This window comes from Actinacidiphila sp. bgisy167, from assembly GCF_057707665.1.
In genome coordinates, this window is record NZ_JBYIQP010000024.1 from 53,719 (window position 1) to 78,464 (window position 24,746).

Genomic DNA, 24,746 nt, shown 5'->3' on the forward strand with positions numbered 1-24,746 from the left:
GCCTGGCAGGGTGGACACATGACCACAGAACCGGCCAGGGCCTACCCGACCCCCGAGGTCCCGCACATCGGGGTGCGGGGCGAGGCGACGCTCGAGGTCGAGCCCGAGCTCGCCCGGATCGCCGTCACCGTCAGCGCCCGCGGCACCGACCGCCGTGCCGTGCTGGACGACCTCGGCCGCCGCAATGCGCAGGTCCTCGAACTCGTCAAGGCCTGTGGCGACGCCGTCGAGAAGCTGGAGACCGGCGCTTTCGTGATCACCCCCGAGCTGCGGGACCGGGGCCGCGGCGAACGCGTACGGGCTTACCACGGCAGCGTGCGCGTGGGCGCCGCCCTGGTCGACTTCACCGCCTTGGGGGAGCTCACCACCCGGCTGGCCGACCTGGAGCTCACCCGCCTCGACGGCCCCTGGTGGTCGCTGCGCCCCGACTCCCCGGCCTATGGCGAGGCCCGCAGGCAGGCGGCGCGCGACGCGGTGCGGCGCGCCCGCGAGTACGCGCAGGCGCTCGGCGCCCGCCTGGTCGCCCTGGTCGAACTGGCCGACGAGGGGGTGCAGCAGTCCGCGCCCTTCCGTGCCCACCCGGCGATGCGGACGGCAGCCTTCGCGGCGCGCGGCGGTGCCGAGGAGGCCGTCCGGGCCCTTGACCTGGAGCCGGAACGGCAGAGCGTGTACGCGCAGGTCACCGCACACTTCACGATGACAGCACCCGACCTGTCGTCCTGAGCGCCGCGTCGCGATGCGCCCACGGGGCGCTCATCGGAGCGGATTATGGCTCACTTGACCACTCGTCAATCGTCACCCCTCCGGCTGATGTTCCACGGTCGCCCCCACACGCTTCTTACTGTGAAGTAGGTCATAGGCTCGCTCCATGCGCCGAGCAAAAATCGTCTGCACCCTCGGGCCCGCCACCGACTCCTACGACCAGATCAAGGACCTGGTAGAAGCCGGTATGGACGTCGCCCGCCTGAACATGAGCCATGGCTGCCACGCCGACCACGAGGAGCGTTATCGGCGCGTGCGCAAGGCCGCCGAAGAGAGCGGCCGAAGCGTCGGGATCCTCGCGGACCTGCAGGGCCCGAAGATCCGGCTGGGACGCTTCGCGGAGGGCCCCGTCCTCCTCGAACGCGGTGACGAGTTCACGATCACCACCGAGGAGGTCGAGGGCGACCGTCTGATCTGCGGCACCACCTACAAGGGCCTCGCCGCCGACGTCACGCGCGGTGAGCGGATCCTCGTCGACGACGGCCGCGTCACCCTGGAGGTCACCGGCGTCGAGGGCCCGCGGGTCCGCACCCTGTGCGTCGAGGGCGGTCTGATCTCCGACAACAAGGGGCTCAACCTCCCTGGTGTCGCGGTCTCCGTGCCCGCCTTGTCCGAGAAGGACGTCGAGGACCTGCGCTGGGCGCTGCGCACCGGTGCCGACATCATCGCGCTGTCCTTCGTCCGCAGCGGCCGCGACGCCGAGGACGTGCTGCGCGTCATGCGCGAGGAGGACCGCCGGGTCCCCGTCATCGCCAAGATCGAGAAGCCGCAGGCGGTCGACAACCTCGAGGAGATCGTCGCCGCGTTCGACGGGATCATGGTGGCCCGCGGCGACCTCGGCGTCGAGATGCCGCTGGAGGCCGTGCCCCTGGTGCAGAAGCGCGCCGTCGCGCTCGCGCGGCGCAACGCCAAGCCGGTGATCGTCGCGACGCAGATGCTGGAGTCGATGATCGACTCCTCGCGCCCCACCCGCGCCGAGGCCTCGGACGTCGCCAACGCCGTCGTGGACGGCGCCGACGCGGTCATGCTCTCCGGCGAGACCAGCGTCGGAAAGCATCCCGTCGAGACGGTCAGGACCATGGGCCGGATCGTCGCCGCCGCCGAGCAGGACATGCTCGCGGCCGGCCTTCCGCCGCTGACGGAGCAGAACAAGCCCCGCACCCAGGGCGGCGCCGTCGCGCGCGCGGCAGCGGAGATGGGCGACTTCCTCGACGCCGCGTATCTGGTGGCCTTCACCCAGTCCGGCGACACCGCCCGGCGGCTCTCCCGCTACCGCTCGCCCATCCCCGTGCTCGCCTTCAGCCCCGAGCCGGACACCCGCGCGCAGCTCAGCCTCACTTGGGGCGTGGAGACCTTCCTCGGGCCGACGGTGCAGACGACCGACGAGATGATCGACCAGGTCGACGAGCAGCTGCTGCGGATGGGCCGCTGCCAGGTGGGCGACACCATCGTCATCACGGCGGGCTCGCCGCTCGGGGTCCCGGGGACGACCAACCTGGTGCGCGTGCACCGCGTCGGCGAGGACGACTCCTCTTCGCACCGCTGACGTCGCGGACGCCGTCGGCATCCCTGGCCGGGCGGTGGCGTCGGAAGCGGTGTCAGCCCCGACGGACCGGCGGGCGAGGGCCGAGCGGACGGCCGCGCCGGAACGCGGCGCCGACCGGGTGTCGTGGCGAGACGTTCGCGCCGCGTCAGCGGACCGAGCCCGAGGCGGCGCCGCCCTCGGTCTCCTCCGGCGACGGGCTGCCGTCGGGGGAGGCCGTCGCACACGGGTCCGGGGTGCCGGTCGGCGACGGGGAGGCCGTACCGGTGGGGCTCGCGGTGGGCGTGGCGGATTCCGTCGGGCATGTCGGCTCGCCCGTAGGACTCGTGGTCGGGCTTGTCGTCGGGCTCGGGCTCGTGGTGGGGCTCGTGCTCGTGGTGGGGCTCGTGGTCGGACTCGGGCTCGTGGTCGGGCTTGTCGTCGGGGAGCCCGTGGGGGATGCCGTCGGCGGGTGGCTGATCGACGGGACCCCGATCGTGCCGCTGGCGGACACGGTCGGCCTGGGCTTGCCTGTCGGCCGCGGCGAGGTGCTCGCGCTCGGGGACTTCGTCGGCGAGGGGGAGACGGAGGGCCAGGACGACGAGGACGGCGGGTTCACCGGTGTGTCACTGCCCGCGCCGCCGATGTCGGGGACGGAGACGACGGGGCCCTTGCGGAAGTGCTCGTACCAGGTCAGGACGGTGTTCAGATAGGCGGTCGAGTGGTTGTAGCCCAGTATCGCCTGGTGCAGGTTGCTCTCGACCGACAGGTCGCGGTTGCCCGCGCAGAGGTAGCGGCCGGCGGCGAGCGCCGCGTCGAATATGTTGTTGGGGTCGCTGACTCCGTCGTCGTTGCCGTCGGCGCCCCAGGTCCGCCAGGTCGACGGAATGAACTGCATCGGACCGACCGCGCGGTCGTGGACGGTGTCCCCGTCCCATGCGCCGTCGTCGGTGTCGGTGATGTTCGCGAAGCCGTTGCCGTTGAGCTGGGGGCCCAGGATGGGGGAGAGCGTGGTGCCTGACGCGTCGACGTTCCCGCCGCGCGCCTGGTTGGACTCGACTTGGCCGATAGCGGCCAGCAACTCCCAGCGCAGGTGGCATCCCGGGTCGCTGGCGGCGAGGGCCGTCTCGGCCCTGCGGTAGGCCTCCAGCACGGACGCGGGCAGGCCGGTGCCCTCAGGGGTCACGCTGCTGCCGCCGGTGCTCGGGGTGGGGGAGCTGCCCGGGGCAGGCGTGTTGAGCGGCGGGAGTTCGGTCAGGTACTCGGTCGTACCGCCGTCGATGGGGTCGCCCGGAGGGGGCGTGATCGGCGCGCCGGCACTGGCGTTGAGAAGGCCCGGCAGCAGTCCGGGAGCCTGGGAACCCGTCAGCGCCGCCATGGCCGCGGCGGCCACCGCGGTGCCCGCGACTCCCCTGCGGATCCGCCGTCCGTACCGCGCTCGCATACCCGGTGCCCCTCCCGAAAGCCGTGTCGCCCCCTCTGCGCACGGGGCGACCGTGGCGACCCTACGTCAACTTCTCGAACAGAGCCACCGTCCGGGACGTCGCAAACTGGCTGGAACCAGCTATTCCTGAAGAGGCCGCATGTCGTTCACGGTGAGCCATGGAAGAACTCCGCCCGCAACGGAGTTGAAGCGGGCGCATCGCGGTGGAGGTCGGGCGGCTGGAGTGCTGGGGCTCTCGCGCCGTCTCGCGTCTGTCGGGCGCAAGGATGCGGGCTGCGGAGGGGAGCGTGCCTGCTTGGGGTCGGCGCCGGTGTGCGGGTGGTTCGGTGGTGGGGGTTCAGGCGCCGGCGCGTGGCCGGTTGTTCGCGACTTCCGTCTCGTCACCGTCCGCGGGTAGAGGCGGCCGGTTGCCACGCCCACGCTCGGTGGGTGGCGCGCCCGCCGTAACCCGCGTCTGCGGGTGATTCCCGTGCGGGTGGCGGGCCCGGCTGACCGGTTTTCGGGATCGGGCCCGGTTCCGCAAGGACATATCGGCGAAAGCGGGCCCGATCTCCAGCCCACCCCTTCACCGGCACTACGAAGAGTCGCAGACGCGGGTCACGGCGGGCGCGCCCACCACCAGGAGTAGGCGTGGAAGCGGCCATCTGCACCCGCGGACGGCAACGAGGCCGCAGGTGCCGGAAAGCCCCACCCGCTCGGGCGCCTGAACCCCGCACAAGCCGACCCGCACACCGCCGAGGCCCGCCGCCCGGTGAGCCTGCGGCGCTCCGCAGGGCGCGCGTGCCCGTCCGGCTCCGGGCTCCCGTCCGCAGCCGCCGCTGTGCGCCCTAAAGGCGCGAGACGAACCCGGCACCCGGGCACCGGCAGCACCCCGCCCCGTTCGCGCCAGCCGCCGGCCGCCAGCCGTCAGCCGCCGGCCCGCGTCGGCACCCCCGGCACCCCATGCTGGGGCCGACCGTGCCACCCGCCTCCCTGGCGCGCTCAGTTCAGGAGGGCGCCGGAGACCCGCGCCTCGCGGCACGGCCGTCGTGAGCCGGGAACGTCCCGTCAGTGAGCCGGGAACGTCCCGTCAGTGGGCCGCCGACTCCCAGTCCGGGCCGACGCCCACGGAGACGTCCAGGGGCGCCCGCAACGGATAGGCAGCCGCCATCTCGCGGCGGACGAGCTCCTCCACCGCGGCCTGTTCGCCGGGGGCGACCTCGACCACGATTTCGTCGTGCACCTGGAGCAGCAGCCGGGAGCGCAGCCCCTCCTTCGCCAGCGCCGCGTCCACCTTCAGCATCGCGATCTTGACGATGTCGGCGGCCGAGCCCTGGATCGGCGCGTTCAGCGCCATCCGCTCGGCCATCTCGCGGCGCTGCCGGTTGTCGCTGTTGAGGTCCGGGAGGTAACGGCGGCGGCCCATGAGCGTCTCCGTGTAGCCCGTGACCCTCGCCTCCTCCACCACGCGCTGCAGATAGTCCCGCACGCCGCCGAAGCGCTGGAAGTACGTGTCCATCAGGCCGCGCGCCTCGGCCGCCTCGATGCCCAGCTGCTGCGACAGGCCGAAGGCCGACAACCCGTACGCCAGGCCGTACGACATCGCCTTGATCTTGCGGCGCATCTCGGCGTCCACCCGCTCCGGCGGCACCGAGAAGACGTAGCTGCCGACGGTGGTGTGCAGATCCTCGCCGGAGTCGAAGGCCGCGATCAGCCCCTCGTCCTCCGACAGATGCGCCATCACCCGCAGTTCGATCTGGCTGTAGTCGGCGGTCAGCAGCGACTCGTAGCCCTCGCCGACGACGAAGCCGCGGCGGATCGCCCGGCCCTCGTCGGTGCGCACCGGCACGTTCTGCAGATTGGGGTCGGTCGACGACAGTCGGCCCGTGGCCGCCACGGTCTGGCTGAACGTGGTGTGGATCCGCCCGTCCGGAGCGATCGTCTTGACCAGCCCCTCCACCGTCACCCGCAGCTTCGCCTGCTCCCGGTGCCGCAGCATGATCACCGGAAGTTCGTGCTCGGTCTGCGCCGCCAGCCACGCCAGCGCGTCGGCGTCGGTGGTGTAACCCGTCTTGGTCTTCTTCGTCTTGGGCAGCCCCAGCTCGCCGAAGAGCACCTCCTGCAGCTGCTTGGGCGAGCCCAGGTTGAACTCGTGCCCGACCGCGGCGTGCGCCTCCTTCACGGCGAGCTGCACCTCGCCCGCGAACCGCTGCTCCAGGCGCTCCAGATGCTCGCGGTCCGCGGCGATGCCCGCCCGCTCCATGCGCGCCAGCAGCGCCGAGGTCGGCAGCTCCACCTCGCGCAGCAGCCGCATGGCGCCGTCCTGCTCCAGCCGTGCGGCGAAGGCCTCACCCAGATCCAGCACGGTGCGGGCCTGCACCATCAAAGCCTCGGCCTCGGCCTCCTCGTCGGCTCCGAAGGCCAACTGGCCGTCCTCGCCGCCCGCGGGCGCCAGCTCCCGGCCCAGGTACTCCACCGACAGATCGTCCAGCGCGAACGAACGACGGCCCGGCTTCACCAGGTACGCGGCGAGCGCCGTGCACATCGCGACCCCGTCCACGCTCCAGCCGTGCTCGGCGAGGACCCGCATCCCGTTCTTCGCGTTGTGCAGCACCTTCGGCCGGGCGGCGTCCGCCAGCCACGCCGCGAAGGCCCGCTCGTCCTTCTCGTCCAGCTCCGCCGGGTCGAACCATGCCGCCGGCCCCTGCGCCGTCGCCAGCGCCACCTCGGACACGCTCCCCGCGCCCAGGGCCCACGCGTCGACCGTCGCGACGCCCAGCGTCCCGCCGGCGTGCTCCACCAGCCAGTCCGCCAGCTCGCCGGCGGCCAGCACTCGGCCCTCCACGGCGACGCCGCCGGCGACCTCGCGCGCGCCCTCCTGCGCGGCACCCGGATCGGCCGCGTACAGCCGCTCCCGGAAATTGGCATGACGGAACTCCAGGGTGTCCAGCACCACGTTGAGCGCATCCCGGTCGTACGGCTGCCGCTCCAGCTCCTGCGGCCCGCACGGCAGCTCCACGTCCCGCACCAGCTCCGTCAGCCGGCGGTTGCGCTTCACCGACTCCAGGTGGGCGCGAAGATTCTCGCCCGCCTTGCCCTTCACCTCGTCCGCGCGCTCCACGAGCGCCGCGAACGAGCCGAACTGGTTGATCCACTTGGCGGCGGTCTTCTCACCGACACCCGGGATGCCCGGCAGATTGTCGGACGGGTCGCCGCGCAGCGCCGCGAAGTCCGGGTACTGCGCCGGGGTGAGCCCGTACTTCTCCTCGACCTTCCCCGGGGTGAACCGGGTCAGCTCCGAGACGCCCTTCGTCGGGTACAGCACCGTGACGTGGTCCGAGACGAGCTGGAAGGAGTCACGGTCGCCGGTGACGATCAGCACCTCGTACCCCAGCGCCTCCGCCTGCGTGGCCAGCGTGGCGATCACATCGTCCGCCTCGTAGCCCTCCGTGGCGAAACGCCGCACGTTCATCGTGTCCAGCAGCTCACCGATCAGCGTCACCTGGCTGCGGAACTCGTCCGGCGTCGCGGACCGGGTCGCCTTGTACTCCGGGAACTCCTCCAGACGCCACGTGCGCCGCGAGACGTCGAACGCCACCGCCAGATGCGTCGGCTGCTCGTCACGCAGCGTGTTCGCCAGCATCGAAGCGAAGCCGTACACCGCGTTGGTCGGCTGGCCGGTGGTGGTGTTGAAGTTCTCCACCGGCAGCGCGTAGAACGCCCGGTACGCCAGCGAGTGCCCGTCCAGCAGCAGCAACCGGGGCCGCCCACCCTCCCGGGGTGCGGTGCCGGTCGCTGCGTTCGTCTTCTCTGCCTTTGCTGCCACGTCACCGATCCTCCCACGCCCGACCGACACTGCCCGTCCCGCGCCTCGTCGTGGCAGGATCGCTCCCATGGCAGGCAAAGCACCCGCAGGCGACCCCGTCCAGGACGCACCCGAGGTCAGCGGCCCGCAGCACGCAGCTGCGGGGCTCCCGGCCATCGGGCACACCCTCCGCGTCGCGCAGCGGCAGATGGGGGTGCGCCGTACCGCGCTGACCCTCCTCAAGGTCAACCAGAAGGACGGCTTCGACTGCCCCGGCTGCGCCTGGCCCGAGCCGGAGCACCGGCACACCGCCGAGTTCTGCGAGAACGGCGCCAAGGCCGTCGCGGAGGAGGCCACCCTGCGCCGGGTCACCCCGGACTTCTTCGCCGCGCACCCCGTCGCCGACCTCGCCCGGCGCAGCGGCTACTGGCTCGGCCAGCAGGGCCGCCTCACCCAGCCCATGTACCTGCCCGAGGGCGCCGACCACTACGAGCCCGTCCCCTGGGAGCGCGCCTTCGAGATCGTCGCCGACGAGCTGAACCGCCTGGCGAGCCCCGACGAGGCCGTGTTCTACACCTCCGGCCGCACCAGCAACGAGGCCGCCTTCCTCTACCAGCTCTTCGCCCGCGAGTTCGGCACCAACAACCTGCCCGACTGCTCCAACATGTGCCACGAGTCGTCCGGCTCGGCGCTCGCGGAGACCATCGGCATCGGCAAGGGCAGCGTCCTGCTCGAGGACCTGTACCGCGCCGACCTGATCATCGTCGCCGGGCAGAACCCCGGGACCAACCACCCCCGCATGCTCTCCGCCCTGGAGAAGGCCAAGGCCGGCGGCGCGAAGATCGTCACGGTCAACCCGCTGCCCGAAGCCGGCCTGCAGCGCTTCAAGAACCCGCAGACCCCCAAGGGGTTGGCCGGCGGCGGCACCCCGCTCGCCGACCTCTTCCTGCAGATCCGGCTCGGCGGGGACCAGGCACTCTTCCGCGCCCTCAACAAGGCCCTTCTCGAGGCCGAGGACAAGGCGCCCGGCACCGTGCTCGACCAGGCCTTCATCGCCGGCCACACCCACGGCTTCGAGGAGTGCGCGGCCGCCGCCCGCGCCACCGACCCCGGCGAAGTGCTGCGCGCCACCGGACTGCCGAAGTCCGACATCGACCGGCTGCTCGCCATGGTCCTCGACGCCAAGAGCGTCATCGTCTGCTGGGCCATGGGCCTCACCCAGCACAAGCACTCCGTGCCCACCATCAAGGAAGTCGTCAACTTCCTCCTCCTGCGCGGCAACATCGGCCGCCCCGGCGCCGGCGTGTGCCCCGTCCGCGGCCACAGCAACGTCCAGGGCGACCGCACCATGGGCATCTACGAGAAGCCCGCGCCCGCCTTCCTGGACGCCCTGGAGAAGGAGTTCGGCTTCGCCCCGCCCCGCGAGCACGGACTCGACACCGTCGCCGCCATCCGCGCCCTGCGCGACGGCCGGGCCAAGGTCTTCTTCGCCATGGGAGGCAACTTCGTCGCCGCGTCACCGGACACCGACGTCACCGAGGACGCCATGCGCCGCTGCCGCCTCACCGTTCACGTGTCCACCAAGCTCAACCGCTCCCACGTGGTCACCGGCGCCCGCGCCCTGATGCTGCCCACGCTGGGCCGCACCGAGAGGGACGTCCAGGCGGCCAGCGAGCAGTTCGTCACCGTCGAGGACTCCATGGGCATGGTGCACGCCTCACGCGGCGGCCTGGAGCCCGCGGGCCCCCTCCTGCTGTCGGAGCCCGCCATCATCTGCCGCCTCGCCCGTGCCGTCCTCGGCCCGGACAGCCGGGTGCCCTGGGAGGAGCTCGAGGTCGACTACGACCGGATCCGCGACCGCATCTCCCGGGTGGTCCCCGGCTTCGACGACTTCAACGTCAAGGTGCGCCGCCCCGGCGGCTTCACCCTCCCGCACGCCCCGCGCGACTCCCGCAGCTTCCCCACCGCCACCGGGCGGGCCCACTTCACCGCCGCGCCCCTGGAGTACCCGCACGTTCCCGAGGGACGGCTGCTGCTACAGACGCTGCGCTCGCACGACCAGTACAACACCACCATCTACGGCCTCGACGACCGCTACCGCGGTATCAAGGGCGGGCGCCGCGTCGTCCTCGTCCACCCCGACGACGCCGCCGCACTCGGCCTCACCGACGGCGCCCACACCGACCTCGTCAGCGAGTGGACCGACGGCACCGAGCGCCGCGCCGAGGGCTTCCGGGTCGTCCACTACCCGACGGCCCGCGGCTGCGCCGCCGCCTACTACCCGGAGACCAACGTCCTGGTCCCGCTCGACCACACCGCCGACACCAGCAACACCCCGGCGTCGAAGTCCGTCGTCGTCCGGCTGGAACCGACCACCCCGGTCGGCGGCCCCCGCTGACCGTCCGGTAGAACACGGGCCAGTACACCGAACGACGACGATCGGAGCCACCGTCCATGGGCGAGCAGACCACCTCCAGCCTTTTCTCCCCGGAGGTCATCGAGCAGTACGCCGGGCTCGGCGTCGACCTGGAGGCGCTCTTCTCCGCCGGCGACCTCGGCTCCCGCATGGGCGTCGAGATCGTCGAGGCGAGCGCGGAGCGCGTCGTGGCCACCATGCCCGTCGAAGGCAACACCCAGCCCTACGGGCTCCTCCACGGCGGCGCCTCCGCCGTCCTGGCGGAGACCATCGGCTCCATCGGCGCCATGCTGCACGGAGGCCCCGCCAAGATCGCCGTCGGAGTCGACCTCAACTGCACCCACCACCGCGGTGTCCGCACCGGCCGGGTGACCGGCGTCGCGACCCCCGTCCACCGCGGCCGCTCCTCCGCGACCTACGAGATCGTCATCAGCGACGAGCAGGACCGCCGCGTCTGCTCCGCCCGCCTCACCTGCGCGCTGCGCCCGGCCGCCCCTGCCGCGTCGGGCACCGCCGCCTCCTGACTCCCGTCCGGACGGGGCCCACGCCCGCGGCGCACGGACGCACATGACGAGAACGGCCCCCGGAACCCAGGGGCCGTTCTCCTCGCCACAAGGCGCGCCATGCGACGCCGTACGTTACGCCGCGCCCTCACCGAGGTAGGCGGCACGCACACGCGGGTCCGACAGCAGGGACGAGGCGTCGTCCTCCATGACGATCGCGCCCGTCTCCAGCACATAGCCGCGGTCGGCCAACTGCAGCGCCTGGGAAGCGTTCTGCTCCACCAGCAGCACCGTGGTGCCCTGGTCGTTGATCTCCTTGATGATCTCGAAGATCTGCTGGACGATCAGCGGCGCCAGACCCATCGACGGCTCGTCGAGCAGCAGCAGGTTCGGCCGGCCCATCAGCGCCCGGCCGATGGCCAGCATCTGCTGCTCACCGCCGGACAAGGTGCCCGCCAGCTGCGTCCGCCGCTCCGCCAGACGCGGGAAGAGGGTCAGCACACGGTCCAGGTCATCCTTGGAGACACCCTTGAACCGGTACGCGCCCATCTCCAGGTTCTCCAGCACCGTCATCACCGGGAAGACCCTGCGGCCCTCCGGCGACTGGCCGATGCCGAGCTCCACGACCTTGTGCGACGGAACGCCGTCGATCCGCTCGCCACCCAGGCGCACCTCGCCGTGCCGGGGCTGGAGCAGACCCGAGATCGTGCGCAGGGTGGTGGTCTTGCCGGCGCCGTTCGCGCCCAGCAGGGCGACGACCTCGCCCTGCCGGACCGTCACATTGATGCCCTTGAGCGCCTGGATCGCGCCGTAGAACACCTGCAGGTCGACCAGCTCCAGCATCGCCGGGGCCTGGGCCACACCAGGCGTCGCCTTCTCGAACTCGGCGGCCTCGGTCATCGGCCCTCCTCCTCGGACTCACGCGGCGCGGGGACTTCCGGAGCGTCGGCCGCGTGGTGAGACTCGGCGATCTCCACCATCTCCGCGACGGCCTCCACGGCCTCCTCGTCGGCCGAACCCAGGTACGCCTCGATCACCGCGGGATCGCGCTGCACCTCCTCGGGCAGACCCTCGGCGATCACCTTGCCGAAGTTCAGCACCATGACGCGGTCGGCGACCGACATCACGAGCTTCATGTCGTGCTCGATCAGCAGCACGCTGACGCCCAGCTCCTGGTTGATCCGGCGGATCAGCTGCTCCAGCTCCAGCTTCTCCGTCGGGTTCGTGCCGGCCGCCGGCTCGTCCAGCAGCAGCACCTTCGGATCGGTCGCCAGCGCCCGGGCGATCTCCAGACGCCGCTGGTCACCATAGGAGAGGCTGGCCGCCAACTCGTTGTGCTTGCCGGCCAGGCCCACATAGGCCAGCAGCTCCTGCGCCCGCTTGTCGCTGGCCTTCTCGTCCCGGCGCGCCCATGGCATGCCCAGCATGATCGAGATCGCTCCCGACTTCTGCCGCGACTCCGCCGCGATCTTGACGTTCTCCAGTGCCGTCAGAGCACCGAAGAGCCGGATGTTCTGGTACGTCCGGGCCACGCCGTAACGGTTCACCAGGTACGGCTTGGTGCCGAGCAGCTTGTGCTCCGCACCGCCCTCCTCATGGAAGGTGATCGAGCCTTCCTGCGGGACGTACACACCCGTCAGGGAGTTGAACAGCGAGGTCTTGCCCGCGCCGTTCGGGCCGATCACCGCGAGGATCTCGCCCCTCCGCATGGTCAGATCGACGTCCGAGAGGCTGGTGAGACCGCCGAACCGCAGCGTCACGCCACGGGCCTGCAGCACCACCCCACCGGTCTGCGCGGGCTGCACGCCCGCCTCCTGCACCGCGTTCACGACTTCACGCCTCCCGTCGGCTCGGTCATCGCATCGGCGTCACCGATGCCCGCCTCCGCCATGTGCAGCTCGCGCTGCCTGCGGCGGGAGGGGATCACACCCTGCGGACGGAAGATCATCATCAGCACGAGCAGCGCACCCAGGTAGATGAAGCGGTCCTGCTCCGGGACGTAGTCGCGCAGCGCGTTCGGCAGCCACACCAGCAGCGCGGCACCGAACAGGACGCCGGCGATGGAGCCCATGCCGCCGAACACCACGTACGCCAGCGCGAGCACCGACAGCACGATGGTGAAGTTCTCCGGGTTGATGAAGCCCACCTTGCTGGAGTAGACGACACCCGCCAGACCCGAGGTCGAGGCACCGATCGCGAACGCCAGCAGCTTGTACCGGACGGTGTTGATGCCCGTCGCCGAGGCGGCCACCTCGTCCTCCCGGATCGCCGTCCAGGTGCGGCCGATCCGCGAGTGCTCCAGGCGGTTGTACAGGAAGACCAGCACCACCAGGAAGAACAGCAGCAGGTACCAGTAGGGCAGCGGGTCCAGCGTCCAGTCGTAGTTGATGGGACCGATGTGGATCGACGGGTGCGGGATGCCGATCACACCGCGCGAACCGTTCGTGAACCCGTCCGAGTTCTTGGCGACCAGGTACACGATCTCGTGGAAGCCGAGCGTCACGATCGCCAGGTAGTCACCGCGCAGCCGCAGCGTGGGGGCGCCCAGCAGCACACCGGCGATCAGGCAGGTGACGATGGCGAACGGGATCGACTCCAGCGCGCCCACGGTGAACGGCGGCTTCACCGGCATGTGTCCGGTCCAGAAGGCGCAGGAGTACGCGCCGATCGCGTAGAAGGCGATGAAGCCCAGGTCCAGCAGACCGGCCCAGCCGACCACCACGTTCAGACCGACCGCGATGATCATGAAGACCCCCATCTGCGTGACGAGGACCTCCTGCCAGAACAGGCTGGCGTTGGCGGGGATCACAATCGCCAGCACCAGGATGAGCAGCAGTCCGCCCAGGCGCAGCCAGCCGTTGGACCGGAACATCGCCCGCGTCGGCTCCAGCGACTTGTTGACACCCTGCGCACCCTGCCGGGCCGCGTCCCGCACCGGAGCGCCGAACTCCACCAGCGCCCACACACCCACCAGGATGGCGACGCAGATGTACAGGCGCGCCGACTCGAAGGCGCCGGTGAACGCCGACAACTTCTCCGCCGGGTTGCCGTCCTCGCCAGTCATCAACGCGAGGATGAAGCCCAGCACCACCATGGCGATCAGGCGGGTCCAACGGGGCTCCTGGTACCACGCCCTGCGGCGCAGCTTGGCCACGTCCACCGAGAAGGACTTGGAAGCGGTCGCGTCGCTCATGCCGACCTCCCCAGACGCTCGCCCATGATGCCCGTCGGACGGAACATCAGCACCAGGATCAGGACCACGAACGCGGTCACGTCGATCCACTGGGTGCCGAAGAGCGGGGAGCTCAGGTTCTCGACGATGCCCAGCAGCAGACCGCCCAGCATCGCACCACGGATATTGCCGATACCGCCCAGCACCGCCGCCGCGAAGGCCTTGATGCCCGGCAGGAAGCCCACCGTGAACCAGATTTGGCCGGAGATCCCGAAGCCGTAGAGGAAGCCCGCCGCTCCACCCAGCAGACCGCCGATGATGAACGTACGGGAGATGATCTTGTCGATGTCGACACCCATCAGGCCCGCCGTCTCGGCGTCCTGGGCGACGGCCCGGATGCCCGCACCCATCTTCGTGCGGTTGACCACCATGTCCAGGCCGATCATCATCGCGACCGCGGAACCGATGATGATCAGCTGCGTGATCTTCACCGGGGTACCGAAGACGCTGAAGACCTCACCGTTGGTGTACAGCTCCGGCATCGGCACGGGGTTGCGGCCCCACAGCTTGCCCGCCAGGTTGTACAGGAAGAACGAGGCGCCGATGGCGCTGATCAGGAAGACCAGCTTGGGGGCGTTGCGCTTGCGCAGCGGCTTGTACGCCGCCTTCTCCAGCCCGAACGCCGTCAGCGCTCCGACCAGGGCGCCGGCGATCATGCCGACGATCACCCACACGACGGAGGTGAACCCGTGCGGGGACTGCGGGGCGAGCTCGGAGAGCACGACGAGCGAACCGAAGCCGCCCATCATGAAGACCTCGCTGTGGGCGAAGTTGATGAGCTGGAGCACGCCGTATACCAGGGTGTACCCGATCGCGATGACGGCGTACATGGAGCCCGTCGTCAAGCCTGGGATGAAGTAGTCCCAGAAGTTGTGGAAGAGATTCATCGTGCGTGGGAATCCTTGCTGAAGCCGGTGCAGGGCGGCGAACACACGTCCGGCACAGCGATGGGGAGCGCAGGGCGCCGGCCGCAATATGTGCCGCGCCCCACGCCCCCCACCTCAGGTGCCTGTTGCCGGATCAGCCGTTGCTGAGGGTGGCCACGTCACCCAGGTAGCCGATCTTGCCGTCGGCGACCTGGTACAGGTACACGTTCTTGATCTTCAGCTCGCCCTTGTCGTCGAAGGAGAACTCCTTGGTCAGGCCCTTGTAGCTGACGCCCTTCAGAGCCGCCAGCAGCTTCTCGCGCGTGACGTCCTTACCGAGCTTCTTCATCTCGGAGATGATCAGGTTCGCGATGTCGTACGACTCGGCGGAGTAGGTGCCCGGGGCGGTGTTGAACTTCTTGGTGTACGCCTCGGTGAACGCCTTGGTGCTCTCGTTCTTCGTGGCGTCGGTGCACGGGCAGGTCAGGTACCACTTCTCGGCCGCGGAGCCGGCCAGTTCCACGAACTTCGCGTCGTTGGAGCCGTCACCCGAGATGCCGACGCCCTTGAAGCCGCCGTCGGCCAGCTTCTTGGCGAACGGCGACAGGTCCGCGTAGTAACCCGCGTAGATCAGCGCGTCGGCCTTCGAGTTGACGACCTTCGTCGCGGCAGCGGTGTAGTCCGGGGTCTTCGCCGGGACGGAGTCCGTCTCCACCGTGACACCCGCGGCCTTCAGGCCGTCGACCGCGACCTTGGCCAGGCCGACGCCGTACTCGCTCTTGTCGTCGATGACGAAGACCTTCTTGGCCTTCACCTTCTTCGACAGGTACTCGGCCATGCCGGCGCCCTGCTCGTTGTCGTTCGGAGCACCGCGCAGGAACGAGGTGAAGCCCTGGCTCGTCAGATCCGGGTTGGTCGCCGACGGCGACACCGCGGCGAGCTGCGCCTGGGCGTACAGGCCACCCGTGGCCTTCGTCGGGCCGGAGAACGCCGGGCCGACGACAGCGACGACGCTGGAGTCACCGATGAGCTTCTGCGCGGCGGCGGGCGCCTGGTCCGGCAGACCCTGGTCGTCCCCGTCCACGACCTTCAGCGTGAAGGGGAGGTCGCCCTTGGCGTTGGCCTCCTCGACAGCCAGCTTCATGCCGTTGTTCTCGTTGATGCCCAGCGCGCTGTTGTCGCCGGACAGCGGCCCCTGGAAGCCGATGGAGAACGTCGGCTTGCCGCCGCCCTTGCCGCTGTCGTCCTTGCCGCCACCGCACGCGGTGAGTGCGAGAGCGCCAACTGCCACCGGAATAGCGAGCTTGACGAACTTCTTGTTGAGCACTACGACCCCCTGGAGCCGCCCAATGGGACTACGAGTCGGCGGGCCGTAGGCCCTCCGGATTGCGACCGCGTGAACATCACGTGGTGTGGCGGGAATCTAATCCGCTGATCAGGCGCACAGATAGGCCGCAGCAAGAGATGTGATCGGACGGTGACCTCGGTCATGTGCCGGAAACAGAACGGTCCTTACCGGTAACCGGACGACCTCGGAAAGTTGATGTGTCGTCAAAAGTCCTTTTTGAGGTGCCTTGTTCACTTTCGGCTCGCCGACCCGCCATGACCGTTCTGGCCGCGGCGCTCGCCGGAGCCACCGCAGCGACGCTCGCCGCCGCGGCGGCCGGGACCTGTCCCCGCCGTTGACCCGACGCCCCCTCAGGCGACTCGAAATCCCCGTCGACGTACCCGCCGTCAAGGCGGGGAATCCCGAATACCGTGCCCTGGCGCTGCCTTGCGGTATCCCCGCCATTGTCGGCACCCGACGCGCCGAACACCCCGCGAAAGGCCGCTTCTGCCGCATGCGCGTCGCGGTCACCGTTCGACGACTCCGTCAGCGCACGCCTCGGCGACGAGCTCCACTGCCTTGTCCTCGCCGACGGCAGTCGGCACAGGCCTGGGAGGCCATGCAGATCAAGCGCCAGCCCCTCATGATCGACATCGGGGCCCATGGCGGCGCCGAGTGCGACCTGTGGTTCGACATTCTCGGAGTGCCGCGGTCGACCACCTCGCTGTCACCGATGGCAAGGCGCCGCGACCGCGTCGGACGTCGCCCTGCCGCGGTCGCGACCGGCCCGACCACGTGGCCGGAGGCCCTGGCGGGCCGACGCACTGCTCGGCGCCGACCGTATACGAGCGGGCGCGCGCTACTTGGCGCCGCCGTCCACCTCGTCCAGTACCGCCTGCGCCACCGCCTGCATCGTCATGCGGCGGTCCATCGACGTCTTCTGGATCCAGCGGAACGCGGCCGGCTCCGACAGCCCGTACTTCGTCTGCAGGGCGCTCTTCGCGCGGTCGACCAACTTGCGCGTCTCCAGCCGCAGGCTCAGGTCCGCGACCTCCGCCTCCAGCGCCCGCAGCTCGGTGAACCGCGACACCGCCATCTCGATGGCCGGCACGACGTCGCTCTTGCTGAACGGCTTCACGAGGTACGCCATGGCACCCGCGTCCCGCGCCCGCTCCACGAGCTCGCGCTGGGAGAAGGCGGTCAGCATCAGCACCGGGGCGATCTTTTCCTTGGCGATCCGCTCCGCGGCCGAGATCCCGTCCAGGACGGGCATCTTCACGTCCAGGATCACCAGGTCCGGCCGCAGCTCGCCGGCGAGTTGCACGGCCGTCTCGCCGTCGCCCGCCTCGCCGACGACGGAGTAGCCCTCTTCCTCGAGCATCTCTTTCAGGTCCAGCCTGATCAGAGCCTCGTCCTCGGCGATCACCACACGGGTGGTCTGCGGTGGTACGTGCGACTGCACGTCGACGTGCTCGTGGTCGGGCTCGGCGGCGCTCACGGGACTCCTCGTTCCAGGCAGGTGCTGCAAGTAGAGCCTACCTAGCTGCGGGGTCGACTACCCACAGGGTACGCTGTGATCCGCAGCCGGCCGGGTTGATGGAATCGGCAGACATGATCGCCTCAAAAGCGATTGCCCGAAAGGGCGTGCGGGTTCAAGTCCCGCACCCGGCACTCCCCAATGATCACTCTTTCGAGTGACCGTCCACCGTTCGCCTGTGCGGTGACTGGGTCGGGCGCAAAGTGATGGCATGGTCGCACACGGTTACGAATTGCGTCATCAAGCGGTCGCCTTGTGCCGTGCCGGTGCCAAGAACGCGGAAGTGGCTCGCAGGCTCGGTGTACCGCCCGGCACCATCGGCTACTGGCTGCACCTCGACCGTGCCACGCGCGGCGAATGCCCTGGGCGGCCGGTGCCGCCGTGCCCCCGCTGCGACGGCTCCCCACTCCACGACGCCGCATACGCGTATCTATTGGGCCTTTATCTTGGCGACGGCCACATCATCCAGTATTCGCAGCACCGCGTGCCGAGCCTCATGATCACTTGCTCGGAGGAGTGGCCCGGACTCATGGATGAGGCGGAGAGGGCGATGCGCGCCGTCTTTCCTCACAACAAGACGTGCCGCGTCCGCAAGACCGGGTGCCGAAACGTCAAGGTTTACTCGAAGCACCTGTGGTGCATGTTCCCGCAGCACGGGGCGGGCAAGAAACACGAGCGACGCATCGTGCTGGAGCCGTGGCAGCAGGCCATCGTGGATGACCACCCATGGGCGTTCATCCGAGGACTCATCCATTCCGACGGCTGCCGGATCACCAACTGGACGACGCGGATCGTCGCAGGGGAAAGCAAGCGCTACGAATACCCCCGCTACTTCTTCACCAACCGGTCGGACGACATCAGGCGGCTCCTCACGGACACCCTCGACAAGGTCGGGGTCGAGTGGCGGGTCGCCCGGCGCGGCAGCGCTCCCTACAACATCTCCGTCGCCCGCCGGGAGTCCGTCGCGCTCATGGACCGCTTCGTCGGCCCGAAGCATTGAGCCGGGCGGTGGTGTGCCGTGTGGCGACCGCCGTGGTGGGGTCCTCGGGCCAGGGGTGCTTGAGGTAGCGGCCGCGGAGCTCCGCGCGCACCGCGCGGTAGCCGTCGCGCCAGAAGGAGGCGAGGTCGGCGGTGACGGCGGCGGGGCGGCCTGCGGGGGAGAGCAGGTGGACGAGGAGCGGGACGCGGCCGCCTGCGATGCGGGGGGTGCTGGTCCAGCCGAACAGTTCCTGGAGCTTGGCGGCGAGCACGGGGCGGTCGTCGTCGTAGGAGACGCGGACCTTGGAGCCGGAGGGGATCTCCAGGCGTTCCGGGGCGAGTTCGTCGAGGCGGGCGGCGTCGCCGGTGGCCCAGGGCAGGAGGCGGCCCAGGGCGGTGGCGGCGTCGACGCGGGCGAGGTCGGCGCGGCGGCGGGCGGTGGCGAGTTCGGGGGCGAGCCAGTCGTCCGCGCGGGAGAGCAGGGCCTCGTCGGAGACGTCGGGCCAGGGCTCGCCGATCTCGCGGTGGAGGAAGGCGAGGCGGCTGCGCAGGGTGTCGGCGTCGCGGGTCCACTTCAGCAGGCGGGTTCCCTCGCGGCGGAGGCCCTCGAGGAGCGCGGTGCGCAGTTGGGCGGGGTCGGGTCGGGGGAGGGGGCGGGTGGTGAGGGTGATCGCGCCGAGGCGGGTGGCGTGGTGGGCGGTGACGTCGCCGTCGGTCCAGGTGACGTCGTCGGTCTCGGTGAGCAGGGGTGCGGCGGCGGTGCGGGCGGTGTCCTCGTTGATGACGGCGGCGAGGCGTACGCGGGCGGAGGGTGAGCCGGCGGGGCGGTCGGCGGCGGCGACGGCGAGCCACTGGGGGGTGCCGAGGCGTGTGTCGTGGGCGAGGGCGGCGGCGGTGCCGGAGGCCATCAGATAGCCGTTCGCGGCCCCGGAGCCGGTGGCTGCTCCCGTTCCCGCCCCCGCACCCGGCGCACCCGTACCCGGGCCCGTTCCGCGGCGGCGGGCGACGCGTTCGGGGAAGGCGAGCGCGGTGACGAGCCCGGCGGCGGTGTCGTCGGTGAGCGCGGTGTCGGGGTGGCTCGGGGCCGCGGCGGCGAGGCGCCGGGCTTCGCGGCGCCAGCGGTCGGCGTGGGCGTCGTGGGATCGGCGGGCGGTGCGCCAGGCGGCGGTGAGGTCGTCGCCGTGGCCGCGCGGGGGCGGCTCGGAGAGGAGAGCGACGATGTCGGCGGCGCGCCGTGTGCCGGTGAGGGGGGCGCCGTCGAGGAGGGCGCGGGCGAGGCGGGGGTGGAGGCCGACGCGGGCCATGCGGTGGCCGCGGTCGGTGGTGCGGCCGTCGGGGAGCAAGGCGCCGATGGCGGTGAGGACGTCGTGGGCGGCGGCGAGGGCGCCGGGTGGGGGCGGGTCGAGGAGGGCGAGTCCGGTGGCGTGGGGGTCGCCCCAGGCGGCGGCCTGGAGGGCGAAGGCGGTGAGGTCGGCGACGGCGATCTCGGGCGAGGGGTAGCGGGGTCGGCCGGTGTCCTCGGCCTCGTTCCAGCAGCGGTAGGCGGTGCCGGGGGCTTCCCGTCCGGCGCGGCCGGCGCGCTGGGCTGCGGTGGCGAGGGAGGCCCGGACGGTGGTGAGCGAGCCGAGTCCGCGGGCGTGGTCGGTGCGGGGTTCGCGGGCGAGGCCGGAGTCGACGACGACGCGGATGCCGGGGACCGTGAGGCTGGATTCTGCGACGGAGGTGGCGAGGACGACGCGGCGCCGGGTGGCGTCGCCGCCGCGGAGCACGGCGTCCTGGACGGCGGCGGGCGCCTGGCCGTGGAGTTGCATGATCTCGACGCCGGTGCCGTCGAGGAGGCCGGCGACGCGGGCGATCTCGCCGGTGCCGGGAAGGAAGCACAGGATGTCGCCGTCGGCTGTGCGCAGGGCGGTGCGGACGGTGGCGGCCACGTGGTCGAGGAACGCGGGGTCGACGCGCACGCCGTGGGGCGGGCGGATGCCGTGGGGCGGGGGTGCGTGGGTGACGGCCACGGGGTGCATGTGTCCCTGGGCGTGGACGACGGGTGCGTCACCGAGCAGCCGGGACCAGGCGTCGGCGTCGGTGGTGGCGGACGCGGCGACGATGCGCAGGTCGGGGCGGAGGGTGGCGCGCACGTCGAGCAGGAAGGCCATGGCGGTGTCGGCGTCGAGGTGGCGTTCGTGGCACTCGTCGAGGAGGACGGTGGTGGTGCCGGGGAGTTCCTGGTCGCGCTGGAGCCGCTGGAGGAGGACGCCGGTGGTGACGACTTCGACGGTGGTGTGTGGGGAGACCGTGCGGTCGCCGCGCACGGTGTGGCCGACGCGGCCGCCTGGCTCCTCGCCGAGGAGCCAGGCCATGCGGCGGGCGGCGGCCTTGGCGGCCATGCGGCGTGGTTCGGCGACGAGGACGGTCCGGGTGGGTCCGTCGTCCAGGAGCCCGGCGAGGGCGAGTGGGACGAGGGTGGTCTTGCCGGTGCCGGGCGGGGCGGCCAGGACGGCGCAGCCGTGGTGGCCGAGGGCGTCCTGGAGGGCGGGCAGGGCGGTGCGTACCGGGAGGGCGGCGAGGGCGTCGGCGCGGAGGCCGGCGGGGTGGGGGCTCACAGGGCGATGCAGACGAAGACGGCGGTGCCGGGGATGACGCGGCCGCGCAGCGGCGACCAGCCGCCCCATTCCGTGGTGTTCCAGGCGGGCCATTCGGGTTCGACGAGGTCGACGAGGCGGAAGCCGGCGGCGGTGAGTTCGCGGACGCGGTCGCCGAGGGTGCGGTGGTGTTCGACGTAGACGGCGTGCCCTGTCTCGTCCTGTTCGACATAGGGGGTGCGGTCGAAGTAGGAGGCGGAGGCGGTGAGTCCTTCGGGGCCGGGTTCGTCGGGGAAGGCCCAGCGGACGGGGTGGGTGACGGAGAAGACCCAGCGGCCGCCGGGGCGCAGGACGCGCCGTACCTCCCGCATGACGTGGGCGGTGTCGGCGATGAAGGGCAGCGCGCCGTAGGCGGAGCAGGCGTGGTCGAAGGAGGCGTCGGTGAAGGGGAGGGCGCCGGCGTCGGCCTGGACGAGCGGGAACGCCGGGGGGGCGGGGGTGGTGGAGGCGGTGCGTGCGTCGTCGATGCGGCGGGCGTGCTGGAGCTGGCGGTGGGACAGGTCCAGGGCGACGGGCCGGGCGCCGTGTGCGGCGAGCCAGCGGGAGCACTGGGCGGCGCCTGCGCCGATCTCGAGGACGGCCGCGCCCTTGAGGTCGGCGGTGGGGCCGAGGAGCTGGAGCTCGTCCTCGGTTGCTCCTTCCGGGCCCCAGACGAATTCGGCGTCCCCGAGGAACTCGCCGTGGTCGCTCTGGTACTCGTCGGCGTTGCGGTCCCACCATCCGCGGTTGGCCCGGCTGCTTTCGGCGGCGCCTGCCGGACGGCGTGTGGCCTCGGGTTCTTCGGGGGTTGGCCGGGGGGCCGGTGCTTGGATCATTGCGCTGGTCGTCGTACCCTCTGTGGTGACCTGTGGCTGCGGTGTCGCCGCAGTACGTCTATGTGCCAGTGCCCGGTACGGGGTCTTACGCCCGTGGTGCGCTCTTCGTGCATTGACCGTGCGCGGCCGCCCCCGTATGCTACAAGTTGCGCTGCGAGCCTGCGCGCCTCGGACGGAGCAGGCTGCGCTCACAACTGTTGTAAACCTCTCGGCCTTGTGGGCTGTCCGGAATCGGCAGGAGCGAAACGGGCTTTCGGCGTAGCAGTACCTACGACTTCATGTCCGTACCGGAGCCCTTTTCCTAATGACGAGCAGCACCGAGGCCCCTCGTACCACCCCGCAGGTGGCGGTCAACGACATCGGTTCCGAGGAAGCCTTCCTCGCCGCGATCGACGAGACGATCAAGTACTTCAACGACGGCGACATCGTCGACGGCGTCATCGTGAAGGTCGACCGGGACGAGGTCCTGCTCGACATCGGCTACAAGACCGAGGGTGTCATCCCCTCGCGTGAGCTTTCGATCAAGCACGACGTCGACCCCAATGAGGTCGTCGCCGTGGGCGACGAGATCGAGGCTCTTGTCCTCCAGAAGGAGGACAAGGAGGGTCGCCTGATCCTGTCCAAGAAGCGCGCCCAGTACGAGCGCGCCTGGGGCACGATCGAGAAGATCAAGGAAGAGGACGGCATCGTCACCGGTACCGTCATCGAGGTCGTCAAGGGTGGTCTCATCCTCGACATCGGCCTCCGCGGCTTCCTCCCCGCCTCCCTGGTCGAGATGCGCCGTGTCCGCGACCTCCAGCCGTACGTCGGCAAGGAGCTCGAGGCCAAGATCATCGAGCTGGACAAGAACCGCAACAACGTGGTCCTGTCCCGCCGTGCCTGGCTGGAGCAGACCCAGAGCGAGGTCCGCCAGACCTTCCTCACCACCCTCCAGAAGGGTCAGGTGCGCTCCGGCGTCGTCTCCTCCATCGTCAACTTCGGTGCCTTCGTGGACCTGGGTGGCGTGGACGGCCTGGTGCACGTCTCCGAGCTGTCCTGGAAGCACATCGACCACCCGTCCGAGGTCGTCGAGGTCGGCCAGGAGGTCACGGTCGAGGTCCTGGACGTCGACATGGACCGCGAGCGTGTCTCCCTGTCGCTGAAGGCGACCCAGGAAGACCCGTGGCAGCAGTTCGCCCGGACCCACCAGATCGGCCAGGTCGTCCCCGGCAAGGTCACCAAGCTGGTGCCGTTCGGTGCGTTCGTCCGCGTGGACGAGGGCATCGAGGGTCTGGTCCACATCTCCGAGCTGGCCGAGCGCCACGTGGAGATCCCGGAGCAGGTCGTCCAGGTCAACGACGAGATCTTCGTCAAGGTCATCGACATCGACCTCGAGCGCCGTCGCATCAGCCTCTCGCTGAAGCAGGCCAACGAGTCCTTCGGTGCCGACCCGGCGTCGGTCGAATTCGACCCGACCCTGTACGGCATGGCCGCGTCCTACGACGACCAGGGCAACTACATCTACCCCGAGGGCTTCGACCCCGAGGCCAACGACTGGCTCGAGGGCTACGAGAAGCAGCGCGAGGAGTGGGAGCGCCAGTACGCCGAGGCGCAGAGCCGCTTCGAGCAGCACCAGGCGCAGGTCATCAAGTCCCGCGAGGCCGACGCCGAGGCTGCGGCCCAGGCCGGCGAGGCGGCTCCGGCCGGCCCGACCGGTGGCTCGTACTCCTCGGAGTCCGGCGACCAGTCCGGCGCCCTTGCCTCGGACGAGGCGCTGGCCGCGCTCCGCGAGAAGCTGGCCGGCGGCCAGAGCTGATCGCAGGGCGTACCGCCCACGCAGTACGGAAGGACCCGCTCTCCCAGGGAGGGCGGGTCCTTCCGCGTTTCTCCGGGTCCGGGCGGGAATGCGCGGGCTGTACGGTCCGTTGCACCCAGCGTTGACGAAGACCGAGGGAAGGGTGCGCAGTGCTGGATCCGCAGGGGCTGTACGCATACGAGCCGGGCGGGGCCGAGGCGGTCGACGAGGCTTTCGGTGAGATCGGTCCTGTGCTGCTGTACCACTTCGACGGGTACATCGACGCAGGTGAGACCGGCGCGCAGGTCGTCGAGGAAGTGCTGCGGCTGCAGGAGCACCGCGTGGTGGCGCGTTTCGACGCGGACCGTCTGGTGGACTACCGGGCGCGTCGTCCACTGATGAATTTCACGCGGGACCGCTGGACGGGGTACGAGGCGCCGGAGATCGCGCTGCGGCTGGTCCGGGACAGTACGGGTTCGCCTTTCCTGCTGCTGTCGGGCCAGGAACCGGACGTCGAGTGGGAGCGTTTCACCGCGGCGGTGGTGCAGATCGTGGAGCGCTTGGGCGTGCGCTTGGCGTTCACCTTCCACGGCATCCCCATGGGGGTGCCGCACACCCGCCCGGTGGGGCTGACGCCGCACGGCAACCGGCTGGACCTGGTGCCGGGCCACCGCGCCTGGTTCGACGAGGCGCAGGTGCCGGGCAGTGTCGAGGCCCTGATCGAGTACCGGCTGGCCGGGGCGGGCCGCGATGTGCTGGGCGTGGCCGCCCACGTACCGCACTACCTGGCGCGTTCGGGGTATCCGCATGCGGCGTTGGCCGTGGTGGAGGCGCTGACGGCCGCGACCGGCCTGGTGCTGCCGCAGGTGGCGCAAGCACTGCGGATGGAGGCGCACACGGTGCGGGCCGAGATAGACCGGCAGGTCGCCGACGGTGACGCGGAGCTGGTCGCGGTGGTGCGGGGGTTGGAGAACCAGTACGACGCGCTGGCGGGCGGCAGCAGCCGGCAGAATCTGATCGCCGAGCCGGTCGAGCTGCCGTCGGCGGACGACCTGGCGGCGGAGTTCGAGCGTTTCCTGGCCGACCGCGAGGACGACGGGTCCTGACGACGGGTCCCGACCGGGCTCGTGGGGGTGCGGGGCCACCG

The 24,746-nt window shown here is 70.8% G+C and carries 17 protein-coding genes and 1 tRNA gene; 8 read left to right on the forward strand and 10 right to left on the reverse strand.

The genetic code is table 11. The features are described from left to right. The first annotated feature begins 18 nt into the window (after window positions 1–18). Both AC3ET4_RS12485 and pyk read left to right on the forward strand, forming a co-directional pair. On the forward strand, window positions 19–723 hold the full coding sequence (locus tag AC3ET4_RS12485) for an SIMPL domain-containing protein (RefSeq protein ID WP_431948780.1): 705 nt from the start codon (window positions 19–21) through the stop codon (window positions 721–723). 145 nt (window positions 724–868) lie between these two features. Further along, window positions 869–2,308, forward strand: a complete 1,440-nt coding sequence (gene pyk, locus AC3ET4_RS12490) for a pyruvate kinase (protein WP_431948781.1) — start codon at window positions 869–871, stop codon at window positions 2,306–2,308. Between the two features lie 145 nt (window positions 2,309–2,453). On the opposite strand, the gene AC3ET4_RS12495 is transcribed toward pyk, so the two are convergent. Next, window positions 2,454–3,728 carry a lytic transglycosylase domain-containing protein gene (locus AC3ET4_RS12495; protein WP_431948782.1) on the reverse strand — a complete coding sequence of 425 codons (1,275 nt, stop codon included), beginning with the start codon at window positions 3,726–3,728 and terminating at the stop codon, window positions 2,454–2,456. 1,069 nt (window positions 3,729–4,797) lie between these two features. Further along, window positions 4,798–7,533 (reverse strand): DNA polymerase I, encoded by a 2,736-nt coding sequence (gene polA, locus AC3ET4_RS12500; RefSeq protein WP_431948783.1) that lies wholly within the window; start codon window positions 7,531–7,533, stop codon window positions 4,798–4,800. Between the two features lie 67 nt (window positions 7,534–7,600). Between polA and AC3ET4_RS12505 the strand changes: the two genes are divergently transcribed. Both AC3ET4_RS12505 and AC3ET4_RS12510 read left to right on the forward strand, forming a co-directional pair. Continuing rightward, window positions 7,601–9,910: an FdhF/YdeP family oxidoreductase gene (locus tag AC3ET4_RS12505; protein ID WP_431948784.1), complete on the forward strand. Its 2,310-nt coding sequence runs from the start codon at window positions 7,601–7,603 to the stop codon at window positions 9,908–9,910. A gap of 56 nt (window positions 9,911–9,966) precedes the next feature. Next, window positions 9,967–10,452: a PaaI family thioesterase gene (locus tag AC3ET4_RS12510; protein WP_431948785.1), complete on the forward strand. Its 486-nt coding sequence runs from the start codon at window positions 9,967–9,969 to the stop codon at window positions 10,450–10,452. Window positions 10,453–10,566: 114 nt separating this feature from the next. Here the strand turns inward: AC3ET4_RS12510 and AC3ET4_RS12515 are convergent, their stop codons facing one another. The 6 genes from AC3ET4_RS12515 to AC3ET4_RS12540 form a co-directional block, all read right to left on the reverse strand. Continuing rightward, the gene (locus AC3ET4_RS12515) at window positions 10,567–11,331 is read right to left on the reverse strand and encodes an ABC transporter ATP-binding protein (protein ID WP_431948786.1); all 765 of its coding nucleotides are present in this window, start codon (window positions 11,329–11,331) and stop codon (window positions 10,567–10,569) included. Beyond that, entirely contained in the window at window positions 11,328–12,260 is a 933-nt protein-coding gene (locus AC3ET4_RS12520) for an ABC transporter ATP-binding protein (RefSeq protein WP_431948787.1), read from the reverse strand. Before AC3ET4_RS12520 ends, AC3ET4_RS12515 begins: the two co-directional genes overlap by 4 nt. After that, the gene (locus AC3ET4_RS12525) at window positions 12,257–13,624 is read right to left on the reverse strand and encodes a branched-chain amino acid ABC transporter permease (RefSeq protein WP_431948788.1); all 1,368 of its coding nucleotides are present in this window, start codon (window positions 13,622–13,624) and stop codon (window positions 12,257–12,259) included. The genes AC3ET4_RS12520 and AC3ET4_RS12525 overlap by 4 nt, the downstream gene beginning before the upstream one ends. Continuing rightward, a complete protein-coding gene (locus AC3ET4_RS12530) occupies window positions 13,621–14,550 on the reverse strand; it encodes a branched-chain amino acid ABC transporter permease (RefSeq protein WP_431948789.1) in 930 nt (309 codons plus the stop codon). Before AC3ET4_RS12530 ends, AC3ET4_RS12525 begins: the two co-directional genes overlap by 4 nt. Window positions 14,551–14,683: 133 nt before the next feature. Then, on the reverse strand, window positions 14,684–15,856 hold the full coding sequence (locus AC3ET4_RS12535) for a branched-chain amino acid ABC transporter substrate-binding protein (protein ID WP_431948790.1): 1,173 nt from the start codon (window positions 15,854–15,856) through the stop codon (window positions 14,684–14,686). Between the two features lie 859 nt (window positions 15,857–16,715). Beyond that, a complete protein-coding gene (locus AC3ET4_RS12540; protein ID WP_431948791.1) occupies window positions 16,716–17,354 on the reverse strand; it encodes an ANTAR domain-containing response regulator in 639 nt (212 codons plus the stop codon). A gap of 89 nt (window positions 17,355–17,443) precedes the next feature. Between AC3ET4_RS12540 and AC3ET4_RS12545 the strand changes: the two genes are divergently transcribed. Together AC3ET4_RS12545 and AC3ET4_RS12550 are read left to right on the forward strand one after the other, a co-directional pair. Then, window positions 17,444–17,527: transfer RNA gene (locus AC3ET4_RS12545), tRNA-Leu, on the forward strand. Window positions 17,528–17,604: 77 nt separating this feature from the next. After that, window positions 17,605–18,393, forward strand: a complete 789-nt coding sequence (locus tag AC3ET4_RS12550; RefSeq protein WP_431948792.1) for a helix-turn-helix domain-containing protein — start codon at window positions 17,605–17,607, stop codon at window positions 18,391–18,393. Here the strand turns inward: AC3ET4_RS12550 and hrpB are convergent. Together hrpB and AC3ET4_RS12560 are read right to left on the reverse strand one after the other, a co-directional pair. Next, window positions 18,362–21,040: an ATP-dependent helicase HrpB gene (gene hrpB / locus AC3ET4_RS12555; protein WP_431948793.1), complete on the reverse strand. Its 2,679-nt coding sequence runs from the start codon at window positions 21,038–21,040 to the stop codon at window positions 18,362–18,364. The two genes, AC3ET4_RS12550 and hrpB, sit on opposite strands and share 32 nt — an antisense overlap. After that, complete coding sequence (locus AC3ET4_RS12560) at window positions 20,968–21,825, reverse strand: class I SAM-dependent methyltransferase (protein WP_431948794.1); 858 nt, start codon at window positions 21,823–21,825, stop codon at window positions 20,968–20,970. The genes hrpB and AC3ET4_RS12560 overlap by 73 nt, the downstream gene beginning before the upstream one ends. Window positions 21,826–22,129: 304 nt before the next feature. On the opposite strand from AC3ET4_RS12560, the gene rpsA reads away from it, so the two are divergent. Continuing rightward, window positions 22,130–23,620 (forward strand): 30S ribosomal protein S1, encoded by a 1,491-nt coding sequence (rpsA, locus tag AC3ET4_RS12565; protein ID WP_431948795.1) that lies wholly within the window; start codon window positions 22,130–22,132, stop codon window positions 23,618–23,620. A 149-nt stretch (window positions 23,621–23,769) separates the two neighbouring features. Continuing rightward, a complete protein-coding gene (locus tag AC3ET4_RS12570; RefSeq protein WP_431948796.1) occupies window positions 23,770–24,705 on the forward strand; it encodes a PAC2 family protein in 936 nt (311 codons plus the stop codon). Window positions 24,706–24,746: the final 41 nt, after the last annotated feature.